The sequence below is a fragment of the Halosegnis marinus genome, from assembly GCF_029338355.1.
Taxonomy (GTDB): domain Archaea; phylum Halobacteriota; class Halobacteria; order Halobacteriales; family Haloarculaceae; genus Halosegnis; species Halosegnis marinus.
On sequence record NZ_CP119802.1, the window covers coordinates 1,850,163 to 1,869,568 of the forward strand.

At 71.1% G+C, this 19,406-nt stretch carries 25 protein-coding genes; 14 read left to right on the forward strand and 11 right to left on the reverse strand.

All coding sequences use genetic code 11. The annotated features are described in order from the left end of the window. The first annotated feature begins 17 nt into the window (after positions 1 to 17). The 4 genes from P2T37_RS10255 to P2T37_RS10270 are packed head-to-tail and all read left to right on the forward strand — an operon-like array spanning position 18 to position 2,774. Positions 18 to 287, forward strand: a complete 270-nt coding sequence (locus tag P2T37_RS10255) for a DUF7312 domain-containing protein (RefSeq protein ID WP_276233834.1) — start codon at positions 18 to 20, stop codon at positions 285 to 287. A gap of 38 nt (positions 288 to 325) precedes the next feature. Then, on the forward strand, positions 326 to 901 hold the full coding sequence (locus P2T37_RS10260) for an NfeD family protein (protein WP_276233835.1): 576 nt from the start codon (positions 326 to 328) through the stop codon (positions 899 to 901). 60 nt (positions 902 to 961) lie between these two features. Continuing rightward, positions 962 to 2,131, forward strand: coding sequence for an SPFH domain-containing protein (locus P2T37_RS10265; RefSeq protein WP_276233836.1), 1,170 nt, complete (start codon positions 962 to 964; stop codon positions 2,129 to 2,131). Between the two features lie 37 nt (positions 2,132 to 2,168). Next, a complete protein-coding gene (locus P2T37_RS10270) occupies positions 2,169 to 2,774 on the forward strand; it encodes a winged helix-turn-helix transcriptional regulator (protein WP_276233837.1) in 606 nt (201 codons plus the stop codon). Here the strand turns inward: P2T37_RS10270 and P2T37_RS10275 are convergent. The 4 genes from P2T37_RS10275 to P2T37_RS10290 form a co-directional block, all read right to left on the reverse strand. Then, positions 2,764 to 3,006 carry a DUF7123 family protein gene (locus P2T37_RS10275; RefSeq protein WP_276233838.1) on the reverse strand — a complete coding sequence of 81 codons (243 nt, stop codon included), beginning with the start codon at positions 3,004 to 3,006 and terminating at the stop codon, positions 2,764 to 2,766. The two genes, P2T37_RS10270 and P2T37_RS10275, sit on opposite strands and share 11 nt — an antisense overlap. A gap of 134 nt (positions 3,007 to 3,140) precedes the next feature. Then, positions 3,141 to 3,545, reverse strand: a complete 405-nt coding sequence (locus P2T37_RS10280; protein WP_276233839.1) for a TRAM domain-containing protein — start codon at positions 3,543 to 3,545, stop codon at positions 3,141 to 3,143. Between the two features lie 36 nt (positions 3,546 to 3,581). Then, positions 3,582 to 4,271 carry a YkgJ family cysteine cluster protein gene (locus tag P2T37_RS10285; protein ID WP_276233840.1) on the reverse strand — a complete coding sequence of 230 codons (690 nt, stop codon included), beginning with the start codon at positions 4,269 to 4,271 and terminating at the stop codon, positions 3,582 to 3,584. A gap of 36 nt (positions 4,272 to 4,307) precedes the next feature. Then, positions 4,308 to 4,709 (reverse strand): pyridoxamine 5'-phosphate oxidase family protein, encoded by a 402-nt coding sequence (locus tag P2T37_RS10290; protein WP_276233841.1) that lies wholly within the window; start codon positions 4,707 to 4,709, stop codon positions 4,308 to 4,310. 162 nt (positions 4,710 to 4,871) lie between these two features. On the opposite strand from P2T37_RS10290, the gene P2T37_RS10295 reads away from it, so the two are divergent. The 5 genes from P2T37_RS10295 (at position 4,872) to thsA (ending at position 9,360) form a co-directional block, all read left to right on the forward strand. Further along, entirely contained in the window at positions 4,872 to 5,144 is a 273-nt protein-coding gene (locus P2T37_RS10295) for a MarR family transcriptional regulator (protein WP_276233842.1), read from the forward strand. 25 nt (positions 5,145 to 5,169) lie between these two features. Beyond that, complete coding sequence (locus P2T37_RS10300; RefSeq protein WP_276233843.1) at positions 5,170 to 5,934, forward strand: MBL fold metallo-hydrolase; 765 nt, start codon at positions 5,170 to 5,172, stop codon at positions 5,932 to 5,934. Between the two features lie 45 nt (positions 5,935 to 5,979). Then, positions 5,980 to 6,687, forward strand: a complete 708-nt coding sequence (locus P2T37_RS10305) for a class I SAM-dependent methyltransferase (RefSeq protein ID WP_276233844.1) — start codon at positions 5,980 to 5,982, stop codon at positions 6,685 to 6,687. Between the two features lie 57 nt (positions 6,688 to 6,744). Beyond that, complete coding sequence (locus P2T37_RS10310; protein ID WP_276233845.1) at positions 6,745 to 7,668, forward strand: glycosyltransferase family 2 protein; 924 nt, start codon at positions 6,745 to 6,747, stop codon at positions 7,666 to 7,668. A gap of 132 nt (positions 7,669 to 7,800) precedes the next feature. Continuing rightward, the gene (gene thsA / locus P2T37_RS10315; RefSeq protein WP_276233846.1) at positions 7,801 to 9,360 is read left to right on the forward strand and encodes a thermosome subunit alpha; all 1,560 of its coding nucleotides are present in this window, start codon (positions 7,801 to 7,803) and stop codon (positions 9,358 to 9,360) included. A 77-nt stretch (positions 9,361 to 9,437) separates the two neighbouring features. Here the strand turns inward: thsA and P2T37_RS10320 are convergent, their stop codons facing one another. Beyond that, complete coding sequence (locus P2T37_RS10320) at positions 9,438 to 9,578, reverse strand: hypothetical protein (RefSeq protein ID WP_276233847.1); 141 nt, start codon at positions 9,576 to 9,578, stop codon at positions 9,438 to 9,440. Positions 9,579 to 9,726: 148 nt separating this feature from the next. Between P2T37_RS10320 and surE the strand changes: the two genes are divergently transcribed. Continuing rightward, a complete protein-coding gene (gene surE, locus P2T37_RS10325) occupies positions 9,727 to 10,500 on the forward strand; it encodes a 5'/3'-nucleotidase SurE (RefSeq protein WP_276233848.1) in 774 nt (257 codons plus the stop codon). A 4-nt stretch (positions 10,501 to 10,504) separates the two neighbouring features. Here the strand turns inward: surE and P2T37_RS10330 are convergent, their stop codons facing one another. Genes P2T37_RS10330 through P2T37_RS10345 form a run of 4 tightly spaced genes read right to left on the reverse strand, consistent with a single transcriptional unit; the run spans position 10,505 to position 13,785 of the window. After that, positions 10,505 to 11,854 carry an APC family permease gene (locus tag P2T37_RS10330; protein ID WP_276233849.1) on the reverse strand — a complete coding sequence of 450 codons (1,350 nt, stop codon included), beginning with the start codon at positions 11,852 to 11,854 and terminating at the stop codon, positions 10,505 to 10,507. A gap of 41 nt (positions 11,855 to 11,895) precedes the next feature. Next, positions 11,896 to 12,510, reverse strand: a complete 615-nt coding sequence (locus tag P2T37_RS10335; protein WP_276233850.1) for a trimeric intracellular cation channel family protein — start codon at positions 12,508 to 12,510, stop codon at positions 11,896 to 11,898. A 4-nt stretch (positions 12,511 to 12,514) separates the two neighbouring features. Beyond that, positions 12,515 to 13,270, reverse strand: a complete 756-nt coding sequence (locus P2T37_RS10340) for an SAM hydrolase/SAM-dependent halogenase family protein (RefSeq protein ID WP_276233851.1) — start codon at positions 13,268 to 13,270, stop codon at positions 12,515 to 12,517. Continuing rightward, complete coding sequence (locus tag P2T37_RS10345) at positions 13,267 to 13,785, reverse strand: nicotinamide-nucleotide adenylyltransferase (RefSeq protein WP_276233852.1); 519 nt, start codon at positions 13,783 to 13,785, stop codon at positions 13,267 to 13,269. The genes P2T37_RS10340 and P2T37_RS10345 overlap by 4 nt, the downstream gene beginning before the upstream one ends. A gap of 168 nt (positions 13,786 to 13,953) precedes the next feature. Here P2T37_RS10345 and lonB point away from each other — a divergent pair, with 168 nt between their 5' ends. Together lonB and P2T37_RS10355 are read left to right on the forward strand one after the other, a co-directional pair. Then, on the forward strand, positions 13,954 to 16,023 hold the full coding sequence (gene lonB / locus P2T37_RS10350; protein ID WP_276233853.1) for an ATP-dependent protease LonB: 2,070 nt from the start codon (positions 13,954 to 13,956) through the stop codon (positions 16,021 to 16,023). Positions 16,024 to 16,029: 6 nt separating this feature from the next. Further along, positions 16,030 to 16,806: a CPBP family intramembrane glutamic endopeptidase gene (locus tag P2T37_RS10355; protein ID WP_276233854.1), complete on the forward strand. Its 777-nt coding sequence runs from the start codon at positions 16,030 to 16,032 to the stop codon at positions 16,804 to 16,806. Here P2T37_RS10355 and P2T37_RS10360 read toward each other — a convergent pair. Then, the gene (locus P2T37_RS10360; RefSeq protein ID WP_276233855.1) at positions 16,803 to 17,261 is read right to left on the reverse strand and encodes an MGMT family protein; all 459 of its coding nucleotides are present in this window, start codon (positions 17,259 to 17,261) and stop codon (positions 16,803 to 16,805) included. The genes P2T37_RS10355 and P2T37_RS10360 overlap by 4 nt on opposite strands. A 91-nt stretch (positions 17,262 to 17,352) precedes the next feature. Here P2T37_RS10360 and P2T37_RS10365 point away from each other — a divergent pair, with 91 nt between their 5' ends. Beyond that, the gene (locus P2T37_RS10365) at positions 17,353 to 17,844 is read left to right on the forward strand and encodes a bis(5'-nucleosyl)-tetraphosphatase (protein WP_276233856.1); all 492 of its coding nucleotides are present in this window, start codon (positions 17,353 to 17,355) and stop codon (positions 17,842 to 17,844) included. Between the two features lie 9 nt (positions 17,845 to 17,853). Continuing rightward, positions 17,854 to 18,861, forward strand: a complete 1,008-nt coding sequence (locus tag P2T37_RS10370; RefSeq protein WP_276233857.1) for a DUF5787 family protein — start codon at positions 17,854 to 17,856, stop codon at positions 18,859 to 18,861. Here P2T37_RS10370 and P2T37_RS10375 read toward each other — a convergent pair. Further along, positions 18,858 to 19,358, reverse strand: a complete 501-nt coding sequence (locus P2T37_RS10375) for a DUF5797 family protein (protein WP_276233858.1) — start codon at positions 19,356 to 19,358, stop codon at positions 18,858 to 18,860. The genes P2T37_RS10370 and P2T37_RS10375 overlap by 4 nt on opposite strands. Between the last annotated feature and the right edge of the window lie 48 nt (positions 19,359 to 19,406).

Consider the following 19,406-nt stretch of genomic DNA (forward strand, 5'->3'; position numbering starts at 1 on the left):
CCTCACGAACCACGGGTATGAGCGACCGCGACGACCGGACGGACGACCGCCGGGCCGACCCGCCGGGGGCGGACCGCGACCCCTGGGGGGACGACGGCGACGACGGCGACGGGGCCGACGACGCGCCGGGCGCGCTGAACGTCGCCACGGAGGGCGAGTCCTTCCTCGGCGAGGAGCCGCCGGACCTCGAACCGCTGACGCCGGGCGAGGTGGACCCCGAGAACGCCTTCTTCGTCGCGCTGGGCGTCGCCTTCACGCTGTTCGTCGTCGCGACGGTCGTCCTGTAGGGGCCAACCCTTAGGACGCGCCGACCCCTACGGAGGCTATGGTCGAGATACTGGGCCTGCCGCTCTCGCTGGTCCTGCTGCTCGTCGGCACGGGGCTGATGGTGGCGGAGGCGCTCGCGCCCGGCGCACACTTCATCGTGGTCGGGTCGGCGCTCACCGTCGCGGGGCTGGTCGGCCTGCTCGTGAGCCCCTTCCTCGGCCCCCTCACGCCGTTCGTCCTCGCGCTCGTGGTGCTCGTCGCGGGCGGGGCGACGCTCGGCGCCTACCGCAAACTCGGCGTCGGGCAGGGTGGCGCGAGCAGCAAGACCTCGGACTCCGACTCGCTGCGCGGGCAGGTCGGCCGCGTCACGGAGCGGGTGACGGCGTCGGGCGGCGAGGTGAAGCTCGACGACGGCGGCTTCAACCCCTACTACCGCGCCCGGTCGATGGACGGCGAGATCGCCGAGGGCTCGGAGGTCATCGTCCTCGACCCCGGCGGGGGGAACGTCCTCACCGTCGCCGCGGCGGACGCGAGCGAGGACGAGATAGACCGCGAACTCAGACGCGCCAGGGAACAGCGGGCCCGCGAGGAGGAGGAGGAGCGCGAGCGCGACGGCGAGTCCGAGGCGGCCTGACCCCGTCGCCGCCCCCGATTCCGGGGGAACCCTTATCATGCGTTTCGCCCTAGTTCGGCTATGCTGGTCCCACTCCAGATTGGCGGGTTGGTCGCGCCCGTCGTAGCCCTCGTACTGCTGACGCTCGCCGTCGTGACGGTGTACAAGTCCGTCGTCATCGTCAACGCCTACGAGAAGAAGGCGCTGACGCGGTTCGGCGAGTACCAGAAACTGCTCGAACCGGGGTTCAACCTCGTCGTGCCGTTCGTCTCCGCGACGTACGCGTTCGACATGCGGACCCAGACGCTCGACGTGCCCCGACAGGAGGCCATCACGCGGGACAACTCGCCCGTCACCGCCGACGCCGTCGTCTACATCAAGGTGATGGACGCGAAGAAGGCGTTCCTCGAGGTGGACGACTACAAGCGCGCCGTCTCGAACCTCGCGCAGACGACCCTGCGCGCGGTACTGGGCGACATGGAACTCGACGACACGCTGAACAAGCGTCAGGAGATCAACGCGCGCATCCGCCGCGAACTGGACGAACCCACCGACGAGTGGGGCGTCCGGGTCGAGAGCGTCGAGGTCCGCGAGGTCAACCCCTCGCAGGACGTCCAGCAGGCGATGGAGCAGCAGACCTCCGCCGAGCGCCGCCGCCGCGCCATGATTCTGGAGGCGCAGGGTGAGCGCCGCTCCGCCGTCGAGACCGCGGAGGGTGACAAGCAGTCGAACATCATCCGCGCGCAGGGTGAGAAGCAGTCGCAGATCCTCGAAGCGCAGGGTGACGCCATCTCGACCGTGCTGCGCGCGAAGTCCGCCGAGTCGATGGGCGAGCGCGCCGTCATCGACAAGGGGATGGAGACGCTCGCGGAGATCGGCACCTCCGACTCCACGACGTTCGTCCTCCCGCAGGAGCTCACGAGCCTCGTCGGCCGCTACGGCAAGCACATGACCGGGTCCGACGTGAAGGAGACCGAGGGCGTGCTCGACTCGATGGACTTCGACGCCGAGACCCGCGAGATGCTCGGCCTCGACGACATCGAGGAGATACTCGGCCAGATAGACGCCGACGCCGAGATGGACCTCGAGAAGATGGAGGCCGAGGCGGAGGCCATCAAGGCCGGCGAGGACACGGCCGACATCAAGAGCGCCGACGAGGTCATCTCCGAGATGGACGCCGACGTGGACGACGAGACGGCCGCGGAGATGCGGGAGGCGATGGACTCCGAGGCGGAAACGGAGACGGAGTAGGCGAAGCGTTTTACCCGGCGACTCCCCACGCTCGCGTATGGACGGCGTCGACGAGAGCAAACGCGCCACGCTGAAGCGCTTCGCCGCCATCGGGGCGGTGTCGCCGCTGGCGCGCCTCTCCGGCGACGACGCGGGCGACTCGGACGCCCGCGACGCCATTCTCGGCTACCTCTCGACGACGCCCGGCGCGCACTTCTCGAAGCTCCGCGACGACCTCCGCCTGGGGACGGGCGAGAGCCAACACCACCTCAAGCGCCTCGAACGCGACGGGGCCGTCGAGTCGGTGAAGGACGGCGACTACCGGCGCTACTTCCCCGCCGGTCGCTTCTCGGCGTTCGAGCGCCGCGCGGTCGGCTACCTCCGGCGGGACACGGCCCGGGGGATGGTGCTCGCGCTGTTGCGCGACCCGGACGCGACCGGCAAGGAACTCGCCGACCGGCTCGGCGTCTCGCGGCCGACGGTGAGCCGCTACGCGAAGGAGTTGGAGTCGGCCGGACTGCTGGCGCGCGACGACGGCTACGCGCTCGCGCGCCCGGAGGAACTGCTCGTGCTCGTGGTTCGGTACGCGGACTCGTTCGGCGACGACGCCGCCGCGCTGGCCGACGACGCGGCCGACCTCGTCGCCTACGACCCTACAGAGTGACCTTCCAGGTCGTCCCCGACGAGTAGCCCCACTTCTCGACGGCCACGTCGAACTCGCCCTCGCGGATGGCCGTCATGTTCGTGCCGACCTCCTTGGCGGACATGTCGAGCGCGTCGCCGATGAGCCGCGACTTGAAGTAGGTCTTCGTCGCGGCGTTGTCGCGCAGGTACGCGAGGATGCGCTGCTGTTTGTCGCTCAGGGTCGGGGTCGCGGCCGCCGTGGTGGCGCTCATGTCTCGTGGGACGGACTCCCACGGGAAAGGGGGTTTGGTACGCACGGGTAATCGGTCGCTGTCGTGCGGTTTCGAGTTCGTCGCTCGCCGCGATACCGCGCTGGTCGCCCCGGCTTGGTACGCGAGCGAAACGGCTACTCGATGACCTCGCCGACCGCGAAGTTGGACTTCACCTCGGTCACCTCTATCTTGACGCGCTCGCCGATCTCGGTGTCCGGGACGATGATGACGTAGCCCCGCTCGACCCGCGCGATGCCGTCGCCCTGCTTGCCGATGTCCTCTATCTCGACGTAGCGCATCTCGCCGCGCTCCACCGGCGGCTGCGGCCCGTCGGTCGTCGTCGTCGCGGGGTCGTCGTCCGCCTCCTCGACCTCCGCGGCTTCGCCGTCGCCGGCCGCGATGAGCGCGACGCGGTACGTCTCGCCGGGGTCGACCGCGCCCGTCTCTATCTCCCGCTTCGGTATCTCGACCGTGTAGCTCTCGCCGTCGTCCTCGATAGTAGCGCTGAACAGACAGAGGAGTTTGTCGGAAATCTCCATAGACGTACCACGTGTCACGCCGCTCCGATAAATTTCTTACCGGGAATCGCCGTCGTTTCCGGCCGTGTAGGGGGTCCCGTCCGCGCGTTTCGCCCCCTCGGAGTCGTGGACAACGACCTCGCCGGGGCCGGGCGAGACGGACTCGTAGTTGTCGCGGACGCCGACGGCCTCCTCCAACTCCCGGACGGCGCGCTCTTTCAACGCCGCGGCGAGTTCCTCCGCCTCCGCCCGCGAGATGTCGCGCCCGAGGCCCTCGCACTCGTGTGCGCGGACCATCCCCGCCGAATCGACGGTCTCCCCCATCGGCTGGGAGGTGCCCCCGAGCGCGACGGAGAAGGGGTAGGTGCGACAGATGAGCGGCCGGTCGTCGTGGACCGTACACGCGCCCTCGCCGTCGGACTCGGCGTAGAAGGCGCAGTCGCCGCAGGCGTCGGTTTGCAGCGCCCACTCGAACGTCTCGCCCGCCGGCCCGTCGTCGCCCTCGGTCAGGCCGTACGGCATCGGGCGGGCCACGTCCCGGAAGTCGTAGTCCCCCGCGTCCTGTAGGTCGCGTATCTCGTCGGGGAACACGGTCGCCGTGTGGGGTTCTTCCCCGTCGTCGCCGTCGGTCGCCTTGCAACAGGCCCCACAGCGGGTACACTCGAAGCCGATGGACTCGACGGCGTCGGCCAGCGCGTCGGTATCGAGCGCGCGGGCGCGTTCGAGTTCGGCCTCCAGGCTCTCCATACAGGGGCTTGGGACCGACGCGCAGAAACCTTCCGGCTATCCGGAGTGGGCGACGGAGTCGGGTGCGATGCGGACGAGCACGCGCTCGCCGTCCTCCTCGCCGTGGTGGGGGTACTCCTCGACGTCCATGTACCGCCGCGCCAGCGCGTCGATGTGCTCGACCGCCCCCTCGGTGGTGAGTTCCGCCTCGCCGCGCACGGAGAGGTAGCGGTAGCCGTCGTCCGGGTCGGTCATGCTGACGGCGACGCGCGGGTCGTGCCGGATGTTCTTCTCCTTGCGCCGCCCCCGTGCGGTGTTGACGAGCACTTCCCCGGTGTCCTCGTCGTAGTCCACCCAGACGGGCGTCGTCTGCGGCCCGCCGTCGGGCATCAGGGTCGTGACGTGTGCGAAGGTGCGTCGCTCGAACAGGTCGTGGAAGGACTCGGGTATCTCGGCCATACCGTCGGGTCGCCCGCCGGCCTCAAAGAGCCTGCCCCGGCGGCCGCGGCAAGATATGACGGCCGATTTTGTATAAGGGTGCCTTATACTCTTGGGGTAGTATGTACTGTTATGACGCACATATAGGGAACACTTACCACCCGTGACGGGGTCGTCCGGGGTATGAGCGCGACCACTGAGAAGTCCACGTCCGACACGCCGATGTCGGACCCCGAGTTCCGCGACCGCCTCCGCGAACTGCCCCCGAGCGCCAAGCTCGTCGCCACCGTCCTCGACGGCTCCAGCCCGCTCTCGCAGGGCCAGCTTGCGGAGGAGTCGCTCCTCCCGGACCGGACCGTCCGCTACGCCCTGAACCGGCTGGAGGAGGAGGACCTCGTCGAGTCGCGGTACAGCTTCCACGACGCGCGCAAGCAGGTCTACTTCCTCGCCAACTAAGCCGCCGGGGGGCCGACGGTCGACCGTGACCGTCACCCGGATTCCCGTACCTCACGACCGCGTCCCGCACGGCGCGGTCAACGCCTACGTCGTCGAGCGCGGCGGCCGCGCCGTCCTCGTGGACCCGCCCGAGCGCCACCCGGACATCGACGCCGCGGTGCCCGCCGACCTCGACGCCGTCGCCGTCACCCACCACCACCCCGACCACGCCGGCGGGGTCGCCCACTACGCCCGCGAGACGGGCGCGACGGTGTGGGGTCGCGCCGGCCGCGAGCGCGCCTTCGAGGCCGCGACCGGCGTCGCCCCCGACCGGACCTTCCGGGAGGGAACGGACATCGCCGACACGCTCGCCGTTCTCGACACCCCCGGCCACGCGCCCGAACACGTCGGGTTCTCGACCCCCGAGGGCCTGCTCGGCGGCGACCTCGCCGTCGCCGAGGGGTCGGTCGCCGTCGCCGCGCCCGAGGGTGACCTGCGGGCGTATCTGACCTCCCTGCGCCGAGTTCGGACCCGGAGTCCCGACCGCATCTATCCCGGTCACGGCCCCGTCATCGAGGACCCGCGCGCGACCTGTGAACGACTCGTCCGCCACCGCCTCGACCGCGAGCGGCGGGTGCTGGCCGCGATACGCGAGGGCGCGGACACGCTCGACGCCGTGACCGAGGCGGCCTACGAGAAGGACGTGTCGGCGGTGTGGGAGATGGCCGTCGCCACCGTCGCGGCCCACGTCGAGAAACTGGCCGTGGAGGGGCGCGTCCGCCGCGACGGCGACCGGGTCCGTCCGACCTGACGGTCTTCAATACGTTCTTAAGCGCGCGGGTGGCAGTCGGCGGTAGTGAAGGGAGCGGAGTGGTACCAGGCGGACGACGTCGCCGAGGAGTACGAGGACAAGCGGTTCTCCCGGGGCGGCCGCCTCATCGACCAGCGCGAGAAGGCCGCCGTGATGCGGGCGCTCTCCCCCCTGGAGGGGAAGCGCGTCCTCGAGATAGCCTGCGGCACCGGTCGGTTCACCGCGATGCTCGCCAGCGAGGGGGCCGACATCGTCGGCCTCGACATCTCCGAGGCGATGCTCCAGCAGGGGCGCACGAAGGCGCAACGGCTCGGCGTCGACGACCACCTGGAGTTCATGCGCGGGGACGCGGCGCGGCTACCGTTCCCCGACGACCACTTCGACGCGGTGTTCGCGATGCGCTTCTTCCACCTCGCGGACACCCCGGCCTCGTTCCTCGCGGAGATGGCCCGCGTCTCGAAGTCGCAGGTGTTCTTCGACACGTTCAACCGCTTCTCGACGCGCTCGCTGTACAACGCCCTCCTCCCGATGGGGTCCCGGCTCTACTCCGAGACGGAGGTGTACCGCCTGCTCGACGGCGCGGGCCTCCAGCTGGAGGGGTCGGAACACGACTTCGTGCTCCCCTACGGCTTCTACCGGAAGATACCGGACGGCGTCGCGCAGGCGTTCCGTACGGTGGACTCGGCCATCGGCCGGACGCCGCTCGGTCGCCCGCTCGCCTCGGTGTCGTACTGGGACGTGCGGGTCGCCTGAGGCCGCGAGCGGCCCGCACCGGGGTGTTTTTACCGCTCGGGACTGCTATCGGGGGGTATGGACGTCTCGGTCGTGGTTCCGACGCTCAATAGCCGCGAGCGGCTCGCGGCGTGTCTCGACGCCCTCGCGGCGGTCGGTCCGACCGAGACCATCGTCGTCAACGGCCCCTCCGCGGACGGCACCTCGGGGATGTGTCGCGACCGCGACGACGTGGACGTGCTCGTCGAACTCGACGACCGGAACGTGAACGTCGCGCGCAACGCGGGGGTCAGCCGGGCCCGCGGCGACGCCGTCGCCTTCGTCTCGCCCGAACACGGCGTCGAGTCGGGCTGGCTCGACGCGCTCCGCGCGGGACTGGCGGACGCGAGCGCCGTCACCGGCCCCGTTCGGCGCACCCTCGACGTGGGGTGGACCGCGGAGGGGCCGGAGACGCGCACCATCAGCGGGCGGAACGTCCACTACGTGAACGGCGGGAACGCCGCGTTCACGGCCGACGCGCTCGCGGCCATCGACGGCTTCGACGAGTACCTCGCCGTCGGCGGCGCGCGCGACGCGGCCCACCGGCTGGCGGCGCTCGACCGCACCGTCTCGTGGCTCCCCGACATGGCCGTCTCGCGGGCCGACGACGCCGTCGCCCGGCCCTCGGTGATGACCGACGGCGGCGACGGTCCCGACTGGGGGTGGCGCTACCGCTCGCTCGCCTACCGACTGACCAAGAACTACGGCGCGCGACCGACCGTCCTCTACCGCGTCGGCCGCCACGCCGTCGGCGACGCCGTCGAGGCGGCTCGTGACGTCGTGAGCGGCGACGGCCAGCCCTCGCGGTGGGTCGGTAACGGCCGTGACGTGCTGCTCGGGTCGGTCGGGGGCGGCTACCGCGGCCTGCGCGCCCGCTGGCGCGACCGCTCGCCGCGGCGCAACCCCGCCGGCCTGTCGGCCCGCACCGACCGCGCCGTCGCCGTCTACGACCGGCGGGAGTAGGGGGGTCGTCGGACGGTCTGTGGGAACACGCCACACGGCTCTCGTCCGGCGGTTTGGCACGCTCTGTCTCGATGGATTTATGTAGAAGTGCGGGCCACATATCAGTTGATTATGGCACAACAGCGACGCGCAATGGGAGGCCAGCCCATGTTCATTCTCTCGGAGGACAGCGAGCGGACGCGCGGCCAGGACGCGCAGTCCTCGAACATTCGCGCCGGGAAGGCGGTCGCGGAGGCCGTACGCACGACGCTCGGCCCGCGCGGCATGGACAAGATGCTCGTCTCCGACTCCGGCGACGTCGTCATCACGAACGACGGCGCGACCATTCTGGAGAAGATGGACATCGAGCACCCCGCCGCACAGATGATCGTCGAGGTCGCCTCCACACAGGAGGAGGAGGTCGGCGACGGCACCACGACGGCCTCGGTGCTCGCGGGCCAGCTGCTCGCGAAGGCCGAGAACCTCCTCGAGGACGACGTCCACCCGACGACCATCGTCGAGGGGTACCACGAGGCCAGCCGCCTCGCGCTCGAAGCCATCGACGACCTCGTCCTCGACGAGGAGCTCGACGACGAGCTGCTCGAATCCGTCGCCGAGTCCTCCATGACCGGGAAGGGGACGGGCGACATCGACGCCGCCTCGCTCGCCGAGACGGTCGTCGGCGCGGTGCGCCACGCCCGGGCCGACGGGCGCGTCGTCCGCGACGACATCACGGTCCGCACGCAGACGGGCGCCGGCGCCTCCGCGACCGAACTCGTCGAGGGCGTCGTCCTCGACGAGGAGCCGGTCCACGCCGACATGCCCCGCCGCGTCGAGGACGCGAGCGTCGCCGTGCTCGACCTCGACCTCGACCTCCGCGAGTCCAACATCGACGCCGAGTACAACGTCACCGACGTCGACCAGCTGACGCAGGCGCTCGACGCCGAGGAGGACGAACTGCGCGGCTACGCCGAGCAGGTCGTCGAGGCCGGCATCGACGTGGCGTTCGTCACCGGCGACGTGGAGGACCGCGTCGCCTCCCTGCTCGCCAAGGAGGGCGTTCTCGCCGTCGAGAGCGTCTCCGACGACGACGCGGGCCGCATCGCCCGCGCGGTCGGCGCGCGCACGGTCGGCTCGCTCAAGGACCTCGAGGAGAGCGACCTCGGCTTCGCCGAGGACATCAGCGTCCAGAAGTTCGGCGACGACGACCTCACCTTCATCGAGGGCGGCGCGGACGCCGAGACGGTCACCGTCTTCGCCCGCGGCGGCACGGAACACGTCGCCGACGAGCTGGAGCGCGCGCTCAACGACGCCATCGACGTCGTGACGGCGGCGCTCGACGCGGGCGGTGTCGTCCCCGGCGCCGGCGCGACCGAGATCGCCGTCGCGGACCACATCCGCTCGGGCGCGGCCGGCATCGAGGGCCGCAAGCAGCTCGCCGTCGAGGCGTTCGCCGACGCCGTCGACGTGCTGCCGCGCACGCTCGCGGAGAACACCGGCATGGACCCCATCGACGCGCTCGTGGACCTGCGGAACCGCCACGAGTCCGAGGGCATCGCGGGCCTCATCTCCGAGGGTCAGACCGGCAACGTCGGCGACCCCGTCGAGGCCGGCATCCTCGACCCCGCGGCCGTCAAGCGCGAGGCCGTCGAGTCGGCCACCGAGGCCGCGACGATGATCGTCCGCATCGACGACGTCATCTCCGCGAACTGAGCGGGCTCCGTTTCTCCCTTTTCACCGCCCGATAGCCGCGGCTCCGGGCGTCGGCGTCGCCGCGAGAACGAGTTTCCCTACCGGAGGTCCGGCACGAGCGGCGCCTCGACCGGCGACGGACGGCGGCGGCCGCCCTCCCCGTCGGTCACGACACGCGCGTTCGACCGTTCGTCGTCGTTCGAAACCTCCGGCACCAGCGGCGGACTGCCCTGTTCCATCACATCACAGGCGTGTGGGGCCATCCGTATATATGTAATGGTAGTTCATGTTATTCGCGCGCCGCCGGCCCACGGGCACCGTCTCCCCCTCACGGCGGCGGTGTCCGGAGTCGCAACGTCCATGCGCGCGCCCTCCCTCGCGTGCGACATGACCGAACGCTCGGTTCTCGTGACCAACGACGACGGCATCGACGCCCACGGCATCGGCGCGCTGGCGGACGCGCTCGACCGCGTCGGCGACGTGACCGTCGTCGCGCCCGCGACGAACCAGTCGTGGGCCGGGCGGGACATGACGTGGCACGCCGGCCCGACCGGCATCGAGGAGACGGAGCGCGGCTACGCCGTCGAGGGGACGCCTTCGGACGCGGTGGCCGTCGCGCTCTCCGTGCTCGACATCGACCCGGACGTGGTCGTCGCGGGGGTCAACGACGGCATGAACCTCTCGGCGCACATCCTCGAACGCTCCGGGACGGTCGGCGCGGCCGTCGAGGCCGCCCACTTCGGCGTGCCGGCGGTGGCCGTCTCCACGGCCGACCACACCGACCCCGCGCCGCCCCACGAGGACCCGGAGACGTTCGAACTCGCGGCCGAGGCGGGCGCGTTCGTGACCGAGCGCGCGCTCGACTCCGGGGTCTTCGCGGCGGCCGAGTACCTGAACGTGAACGCCCCGGCCTTCGCCGACGACCCGGAGGTCCACCTCACGCGGCCCGCCCGCGAGTACGCCGTCGAGGCCGACCGGGTCGAGGACGGGGAGGTGGAACTGCGCGACGGCGGCTGGGAACGCTTCCTCGACGGCGAGACGCGCGACGACCCCGAGACGGACCGCCACGCCGTCCTCGCGGGGAACGTGAGCGTCACGCCGATGCGGCTCCCGCGGGCCGCGGACGCCGAGTTCGACCTGAGCGGCTTCGACGCGACCTGAAATCCTAGTCCTCGCGGCCGGGCAGTCGCGCGTCGAGCGCCCGCTCGAACGAGCGCGCCCCGGAGACCATCCGTTCGCCCTCGAAGTAGAGCAGTTCCACGGCGACCACGACGACGGCGACGGCGAGCACGGACCAGAACACCTCGCGCTGTGCGGTGTAGAGGTGGAAGACCAGCAGCGGGAAGAACGCCCCCGTGCCGAGGACGCCGACCGCGGGTATCGCGCCGTTGACCCCCTCCGCGTCGCGCTTCGTGAACGCGATGAACGACATGACGCCGAAGACGACCATGAACGCGAGCGAGCCGAACGAGGTGATGGCGTCGAGCGAGCCGTAGGCGGTGAAGGCGGCCGCGAGCGCGCCGATGACGAGAAGGGTGCGCTCGGGTGCGCCGTCGGCGTCGGCCGACCCCGCCCGGTCGGGAATCAGCCCGTCCGCGAGCATCCCCTTGGCGAAGTGAGCCGAGGAGAACAGCGTCCCGTTGATGGCGCTCCCCGTCGAGAACAGCGCGGCGACGGCGACGAAGACGAACCCGAGGCTCCCGAGGAACGGCTCGACGGCGCGTGCGACGGCGATTTCGGGCTGTCGCCGGATGACGTCGGTCGCCACCGTGCTCGTGACGAGTATCGCCACCATGCTGTCGATGACGATCGCGCCCACGATGGAGGTGTAGATGGCCTTCGGAATCGTCTCCTCGGGGTCGCGCACGCTCCCGTAGTCGTAGACGAGCAGCTGCCACCCCTGAAAGGAGACGAACGAGACGGCCGTGGCCGTCACCAGCCCGAGGTCGTCGAGCCGACCGAAGCCGAAGGAGAGCCCGTCGTGGGTCGCACCGTACCACAGCCCCCACGCGCTCACGCCGAAGAGGACGACGAGCTTCAGCCCGACGAGCACCTTCTCGGAGGCCCCCGTCGCCCGGGCCCCGACGACGTTGAGCACGACGAACAGCGCCACGGCGAACACCGAGTAGGTCGGGCGGAGCGGGAGCGGCACCGCCTCCCGGAGCCACGCCGGGGACAACTCCACGGCGAAGCCGCCGAACGCGAACGCGTAGACGGCGATGGCCCCGACGTAGCCGACCAGCAGGGTCCACCCGACCATCCCCGCGGCGTCGCGGTTGCCGAGGAACTGCTCTATCTGGGTGACCGACCCGCCGTGTTCGTCGCCGAGCTCGTTGAGCTTGATGTAGCTGTACGCCGCGCACATCGAGACGAGGCTCGCCGCCGTGAACGCCAGCCACGCGGCGCCCCCGGCGATGGAGACGACGACGCCGAGGACGGAGAACACGCCGCCGCCGATCATCCCCCCGAGGCCGATGGCGGCCGCGCCGGCGAAGCCGAGTTCGTCCTCGCTCACGGCCCCGAGTCACGCCGCCATCCAACGTTAAAGAGGGGGGCTCACAGGGAGGGGAGCGACCAGTCGTAGCGAATCGCCGCCAGTCTGAGCGCGAGCGTGACGCCGACGCAGGTCGCGGTCGGGGCCGGCGGCGCGACGTTCGCGGCCCGCACCGCGAGCAGGGCGACCCCGCCCGCGAGCGCGGGTGTCGCGTAGAAGTCCTCGCGGAGCACGACCGGGACGCGGGTGAGGAGCAGGTCCGACAGCGACCCGCCGCCGACGCCCGTCAGCGTGGCGAGCAGGACGACGCCGAAGGGGGAGACGCCGGCGTCGACGCCGACGAGCGCGCCCGTGGCGGCGAAGGCGGCGAGTCCCACGCTGTCGGCGAGCGCGAGCGCCGGGTGGTCGCGCCCCGCGACGCCCGACAGCGAGAGGACGACGGCCACGGCGACGCCGACGAACGCGAAGGTCACGTCGCCGGTCGTCAGCAGCGAGGCGGGCGTCCGCCCGACGAGCACGTCGCGGAGCGCGCCGCCGCCGAAGGCGGTGAGCAGACCGAGGACGACCACGCCGAACGGGTCGAGGTCCGCCTCCGCGCCCTTCAGCGCCCCCGCCGCGCCGAAGGCGACGAGGCCGAGCGCGTTGGCGACCGCGAAGGGGTCCGGGGGCGCGACCACGCGCTCACCACCCGAACTCGACCGTGTCGCCCGGCCCGAGGCCGAACGTCTCGTCGCCGCGCCCCCGGTTCACGGCGAGTTCGGCCTGCCCGTGACTCCCGACGGTGACGAGTCGCTCGCCCGCGCCGACGTGGGCGTACGAGGGCGCGACGGGGACGGACTCGCCGTTCACCGTGACGGCGTCGCGCCCCTCGACCCTCGTGCCGGCGAGGTTCGTCACGGCGTTGCCGAAGCCGTCCACGACGAGCACCTCCGCGGTCGCGCCGTCGTCGCGGACCTCGGGCGCGGGGAAGGCGAGGTCGGCGTACTCGCGGGTCGGCGAGAGGGCGGGCAGCCGGTGGAGGTCGTCGATTCCGACATCGTGGCAGTCGGCGGCGACGGGCGCGAACACGTCCCGGCCGTGGAAGGTCTGGGAGGCGGGGTCCTTCACGCGGACCTCGAAGACCTCTATGTCGCCGCCGTCGGCGAGCGCCCGCGCCGGAGGGAACAGGACGCCGTTGTCCGGCCCGACGAGCGCGTGGCCGCCGGCGCGGACGACGAGCGCCTTCCGGTCGGTGCCGACGCCGGGGTCCACGACGATACAGTGGACCGCCGGCGGGAACTCCGGGAGGACGAACCGGAGCCAGAACGCCGCGGCGCGGGGGTCCTGCCGGGGGAGTTCGTGGGCGATGTCCGTCACGTCGGCGTCCGTCCGCCGGGCGACGACGCCCTTCATCGCCGCGGGGTACGGCTCGCCGAAGTCGGTAGCGAGGGTTATCACGCTTCGCCGCTGTCGGTGTCCGTCACCTGTTTCAGCCGGGCGACGCCGTCTATCTCGGCGATGGTATCGACGACGGCCCCGGGGACGAGTTCCTCCCAGTCCCGCCCGCCGGCCATCCGCTCGCGCACCTCGGTCCCCTCGAACTCCTCGCGGCGGAACATCGGCGACTGGCGCACCTCGACGCCCGCCTCCTCGAACAGGCGGACGACGAGGGGGTTGTTCGAGTAGGCCACGTCGAACCGGGGGCTCATGCTCTGGACGTGGCTCACCCACACCGCGTTGCGGTTCAGGTCCTCGATGGGGACCGCGTAGGTGATGAGGTCCATCGGCGCCGTCGCCTTCGTCACCATCTCGATGCGCTCGCCCGCCGTGAACGGGTTCCGCTCCGTGTGCGACTGGTCGGCGCTCCCGATCCCGAGCACGAGTTCGTCCACCTCGCCGGCGATGCGCTCGACCATCGCGTGGTGGCCCTCGTGGTAGGGCTGGAACCGCCCGATGTAGAAGCCGCGGGTCATACCCGGGGGTCGGCCCCCCGCGGTATAAGTACGGCGAGTCCGGGAACGCGACCGCCCGACGGCGGCCAGTCGCGCCGCCCTCTGTCGGTTTTTCGAACCGTTCCGAGCCGTCCCGGGAGAAAGTATATCAGTCGAGCGTACCTCGTATCGAACGACGAAACCCGTTCTATGAGCGACGAAATCGAAACGAACGACGCCCCCGACGGGGAGCGGCCCGACCCGGAGACGGGACGGAGCAACTCCAACGACCCCGACGGGGAGATGACGCCCATCGACGAGGCGACCGAGGAGCTCGGGAGCGACGTCGCCGAGAACCCCGCCGTCGAGGTCGACGAGAGCGAGGAGGACGGCCTCCTCGGGGGACTCCAGATCGACACCTCGGCTGACATCGAGGTCCCCGACCGCCTGGTCGACCAGGTCATCGGGCAGGACGACGCCCGCGACATCATCCTGAAGGCGGCGAAACAGCGCCGCCACGTGATGATGATCGGCTCGCCGGGGACCGGCAAGTCGATGCTCGCGAAGGCGATGTCCCAGCTGCTCCCGCGCGAGGAGCTGCAGGACATCCTCGTCTACCACAACCCCGACGACGGTAACGAGCCGAAGATACGCACCGTGCCCGCGGGCAAGGGCGAGCAGATAGTCGAGGCCCACAAGGAGGAGGCCCGCAAGCGCAACCAGATGCGGAGCTTCCTCATGTGGATAATCATCGCGGTGGTGTTCGGCTACTCGCTGCTCATCGCCGGACAGCTCCTGCTCGGCATCCTCGCGGCGGGTGTCATCTACCTCGCCTTCCGCTACTCCTCGCGGGGCTCCGACGCGATGATTCCGAACCTGCTGGTCAACACGGCCGACCAGCAGACCGCTCCCTTCGAGGACGCGACCGGCGCCCACGCCGGCGCGCTGCTGGGCGACGTGCGCCACGACCCGTTCCAGTCGGGCGGGATGGAGACGCCGAGCCACGACCGCGTCGAGGCCGGCGCCATCCACAAGGCGAACAAGGGCGTGCTGTTCGTCGACGAGATCAACACGCTCGACATCCGCTCCCAGCAGAAGCTGATGACCGCCATCCAGGAGGGGAAGTTCTCCATCACGGGCCAGTCCGAGCGCTCCTCGGGCGCGATGGTCCAGACGGAGCCCGTCCCCTGCGACTTCGTGATGGTCGCGGCGGGCAACCTCGACGCGATGGAGAACATGCACCCCGCGCTCCGCTCGCGCATCAAGGGGTACGGCTACGAGGTGTACATGGACGACACCATCGAGGACACCCCGGAGATGCGCCGGAAGCTGGCGCGCTTCATCGCCCAGGAGGTCGACAAGGACGGCCGGCTGCCGCCCTTCACCAACGAGGCGATGGAGGAGGTCATCCTGGAGGCGCAACGGCGCGCCGGCCGGAAGGGCCACCTCACGCTCGAACTCCGCAACCTCGGCGGCCTGGTCCGCGTCGCGGGCGACATCGCCCGCGCCGAGGACAAGGAGGTCACCGACCGCGCCGAGGTGCTGCAGGCGAAGGAGCGCTCCCGCTCCATCGAACAGCAGCTCGCGGACAACTACATCGAGCGCCGGAAGGACTACGACATGACCGTCAACCAGGGCGACATGGTGGGCCGCGTCAACGGCCTCGCCGTCATGGGCGACGACTCCGGTATCGTGATGCCCGTCATGGCCGAGGTCACCCCCTCGCAGGGCCCCGGCGAGGTCATCGCCACCGGGAAGCTCCAGGAGATCGCGATGGAGGCCGTCCAGAACGTCTCGGCCATCATCAAGAAGTTCTCCGACGAGGACATCTCCCAGAAGGACATCCACATCCAGTTCGTCCAGAGCTACGAGGGCGTCGAGGGCGACTCCGCCTCCGTCACCGTGGCGACGGCGGTCATCTCCGCGCTGGAGAACATCCCCGTCGAGCAGGACGTCGCCATGACCGGCTCGCTGTCGGTCCGCGGCGACGTGCTCCCGGTCGGCGGCGTCACCCACAAGATCGAGGCCGCCGCCAAGACCGGCCTCGACACGGTCATCATCCCGAAGGCGAACGAGCAGGACGTGATGATCGAGGAGGAGTACAAGGAGCAGGTCGAGATCGTTCCGGTCTCGCACATCTCCGAGGTGCTGGAGGTCGCGCTCGCGGGCGAGCCCGAGAAGGACTCGCTCGTCGACCGCCTCCGCTCCATCACGGGCAAGGCGCTCGAAAGCGGTTCGGACGCGCGTCCGGGCGGCTCCCCCAGCCCGAGCGACGACTGAACCGACGTGACCGACTGGGCCGCGTTCGCCGGCGTCACGACCGCGGCCACCCTTCTGCTGTTAGCGCTCGCACGCGTGAGCAGCGTCGGGGGCGCCTTCCCGACCCGCGAGGAGGTGGAGTGGCTCGACGCGCTCCCCGACGACGCCGACCACCTCGCCGCGACGACGGCGACGACGCCCGGCGGCGACCCCGAGCGGTTCTCCTCCGGTCTGCTGTTCGTGAACGTGCTCGTCACGCACGGCCTCTTCCTCCTCGTGCTCGTCGGCGCGGCGCTGTACGCCCGCGTCCCGGCGAGCGCGTTCGGCCTCTCCGTCTCGCTCCGCGAACTCGCGCTCGGCGTCGGCTTCGGCCTCCTCCTCTCCGTGCTCAACACCGGGGCCGGGGCGCTCGCTGAGGCGTCCGGCTACGCGCCGAGCGAGGAGCTCCGCGGGATGCTCGCGCCCGACTCCGCGGGCGGCTGGCTCCTGCTCATGGGCGGGACGCTCCCGCTCGTGGCCGTCTTCGAGGAGGCGCTGTTCCGCGCGGCGCTGGTCGGCGCGTTCGCCGCCGGCCTCGGGGCGTCGCCGTGGGCGCTCGCCGTCGTCTCCTCGGTCGCGTTCGCGCTCGCCCACGAGGCGCAGGGCCCGGCCGGCGTCGCCGTGACCGGGACGCTGGGGTTCGTGCTCGCGGCCGGCTACATCGCCACGGGGAGTTTCCTCGTCGTCGCCGTCGCTCACTACCTCGTGAACGCCGTCGAGCTCGTCGTGTACGAGGGGCTCGGCGTCGAGCGGCTCGGGGCCTAAAGTCCCTCCAGCGACCGGAGCCGCTGTTCCACTTCGGGCGGCGCGGCGCTCGGGCCGTCCCGGACGCGGTGGTCGCCGACGACGAGCGGCGCGGGGTTGGCCGCCAGCGCCTCGCGGACGAGCTGGTGGTCGTCCGCCTCGCCGTCGACGAGCCCGGCCGTCATCCGCGCGAGCTCGGCGACGGTGACGTTCTCGCCGTAGGGGACCTGTCTGAGCGATTCGAGCACGCCGCGCCGGTCGGTCGGCAGCGTCAGCGCGACCTCTACGTCGTCGAAGTCGTCGCTCGCGCCCTCCAGGTACGCGCCGATGCGGTCGAGCAGGGGGTGCTCCGGCTCGGCGTTGTCGTCCGGCTCCGTCGGGAACGACACGGAGAGCAGTTTCCCCGAGGCGTGGCCGAACTGGACGTACCGGTCGAGGTACGTCGCCTCCCGCGCGTAGATACCCGCGTCCTCCATACCCCGTGGTCGGCCGTCCCCCACATGAGATTTCGGGGCGACGTTCGCCCCTTCGACACCCCTTTAAGCCACGGCGGAGTAGCACGGGGTAATGATAGAGGCCACGAGTGCGGGAGCCATCCTCTTCCGGGATACCCGTGGCCGGCGTGAGTACCTGCTGCTCAAGTCCCGGCCCGGCGACTGGGAGTTCCCCAAGGGCGGAGTCGAGGGCGAGGAGGAGCTACAACAAACCGCCATCCGCGAGGTCACGGAAGAAGCCGGAATCGAGGACTTCCGGCTGTTGGACGGGTTCCGCGAGGACTACGATTACGTGTTCGAGGCGAACGGCAACACCATCCACAAGACGGTCCACCTGTTCGTCGCGAAGTCGTTCGAGGCGTCCGCAGAGCTGTCGAAGGAGCACCGCGACCTGCAGTGGCGCGACTACGAGCAGGCCATCAACACCATCACGCAGGACGGGCCGCGCGACATCCTCCGGGAGGCCCACGAGTTCCTCGACGCGTACTTCGAGGCGCAGGAGGGCGACGCCGCGGAGGCCGAGGAGGTCCCCGAGACCGCGGAGGCCGAGGAGACCGGCGAGTAGGGGCGCCCCGTGGAACCGGAGTTCCTCTTCGAGTTGCGCGTCTGCCGGTGGGCCGAGCGGGCGTGGACGCCCGCCGACCCCGACGACGCCGTCCTCGTCGCCCGCCAGCTCGGCGTCCGTTCCCGGCGGTGGGACACCCTGATACTCGAGTGCGACCCCGACGGCCTCGACGCGCGGGCCGTCTTCGGCGACGAGCGGCTCGACTCGGACCTGCTCCACGTCGTCCGCAACGCGCCCGGGAGCTACGCGTACTACCGCGACGCGCTCCCCGACCCCGGCTACGGCTGGCGCTACGTCCGCGAGGCGATACACGAGGCGGCCGACCGCGGCCTCGTCGAGACGCGCCGGAACGGCAACCGCATCGAACTCAGGCGGAAGTACCGCTACCCGGACTGGGTGAACCGCGTCGTCGCCGTCGAGAACAAGCCCGACCTCTCCGCGAGCGCGGCCCGGGCGCTCGGCGACCAGCTCGAACGCGACGTGGCGCTGGGGCTCGCCGACGAGGTGTGGGTCGCCACCCGCGCGACGGGCGACGACGTGGCGCCGGCGCTGTACGAGCGGCTCCCCGTCGAGGCGGGTATCCTCGCGGTCGGCGACGGGGTCGAGACGGCGTGGAACGCGACCGCGCTCGCCGTCGCCGAGCCGGGCACGCGCATCCTCGACCGGCCCTCGGGGGGCGAGCACGACCGGAGCGCCGCGCGCTTCGAGTACGTCTCGCCCGAGTGGAAGGCCGACAAGCGCCGCGAGATAGCCGAGCGCGCCTACGAGCGCGGCTGGCGTTCGTTCCTCGACACGATGCGGCCCGACTGCCGGAGCTTCGAGGTTCGCGACCCGGACACGCCGCTCCCGTACTGTACGGCGAAGGGGCGCCACGTCACCGCGGCGGAGTGTAAGGGGTCGTGTCCGGAGTTCGCGCCGGAGCCGCCGGCGTGGCGGTCGAAGGGGTGGCCCGTGGACGGCGGCCCGGGGAAGGCGCTCCGGCGGGTGCTGGAGCGCCAGCGGGCGCGCCGCCGCTAGTCGTCCAGTTCCTCGACCTCGAGGTCGTCGCGCGAGACGGCGAGCCGGAAGGTGGGTACCGTCCGCTTGACCGTCTCGACGACGCCCTTGCTCGCGAGCGAGCGCAGCCCCGAGCGCACCTCGTCCACCTCGGGGTCGAACCCGGCGTCCCGGAGCTTGTGGAGGACGCTGACGACGCTCTCCGGGTCGTCGTCGCGGGCGGCCAGCACCTCGACGATGCCGACCTGAAGCGCCGGGACGCGGACGACGCGGGGGCCGTCCTCGCCCTCCCCCTCGATGCCGGGGGCCACGTCGACCAGTTCGGCGGCCTCCGGCGTCGCGCGGATGAGGCTGTTCTCGTCGCGGTAGTAGAACTCCTTCAGCTCCCCCTCGAGGAAGCCGTGGACCTCGCTACCCGACTCCATCCCCCACCGCTCCTGTAGCTCCTTGTTCTTGGTCGGCTGGAGGGCCACCACGTCCGCCAGCCGTTCCTTCGCTTCCTCGGAGAGCTCGGTCATCGCTCGTCCGTAGAGGGGGTGCCCATTTCGGCCTAGCGGTTCCGGCCG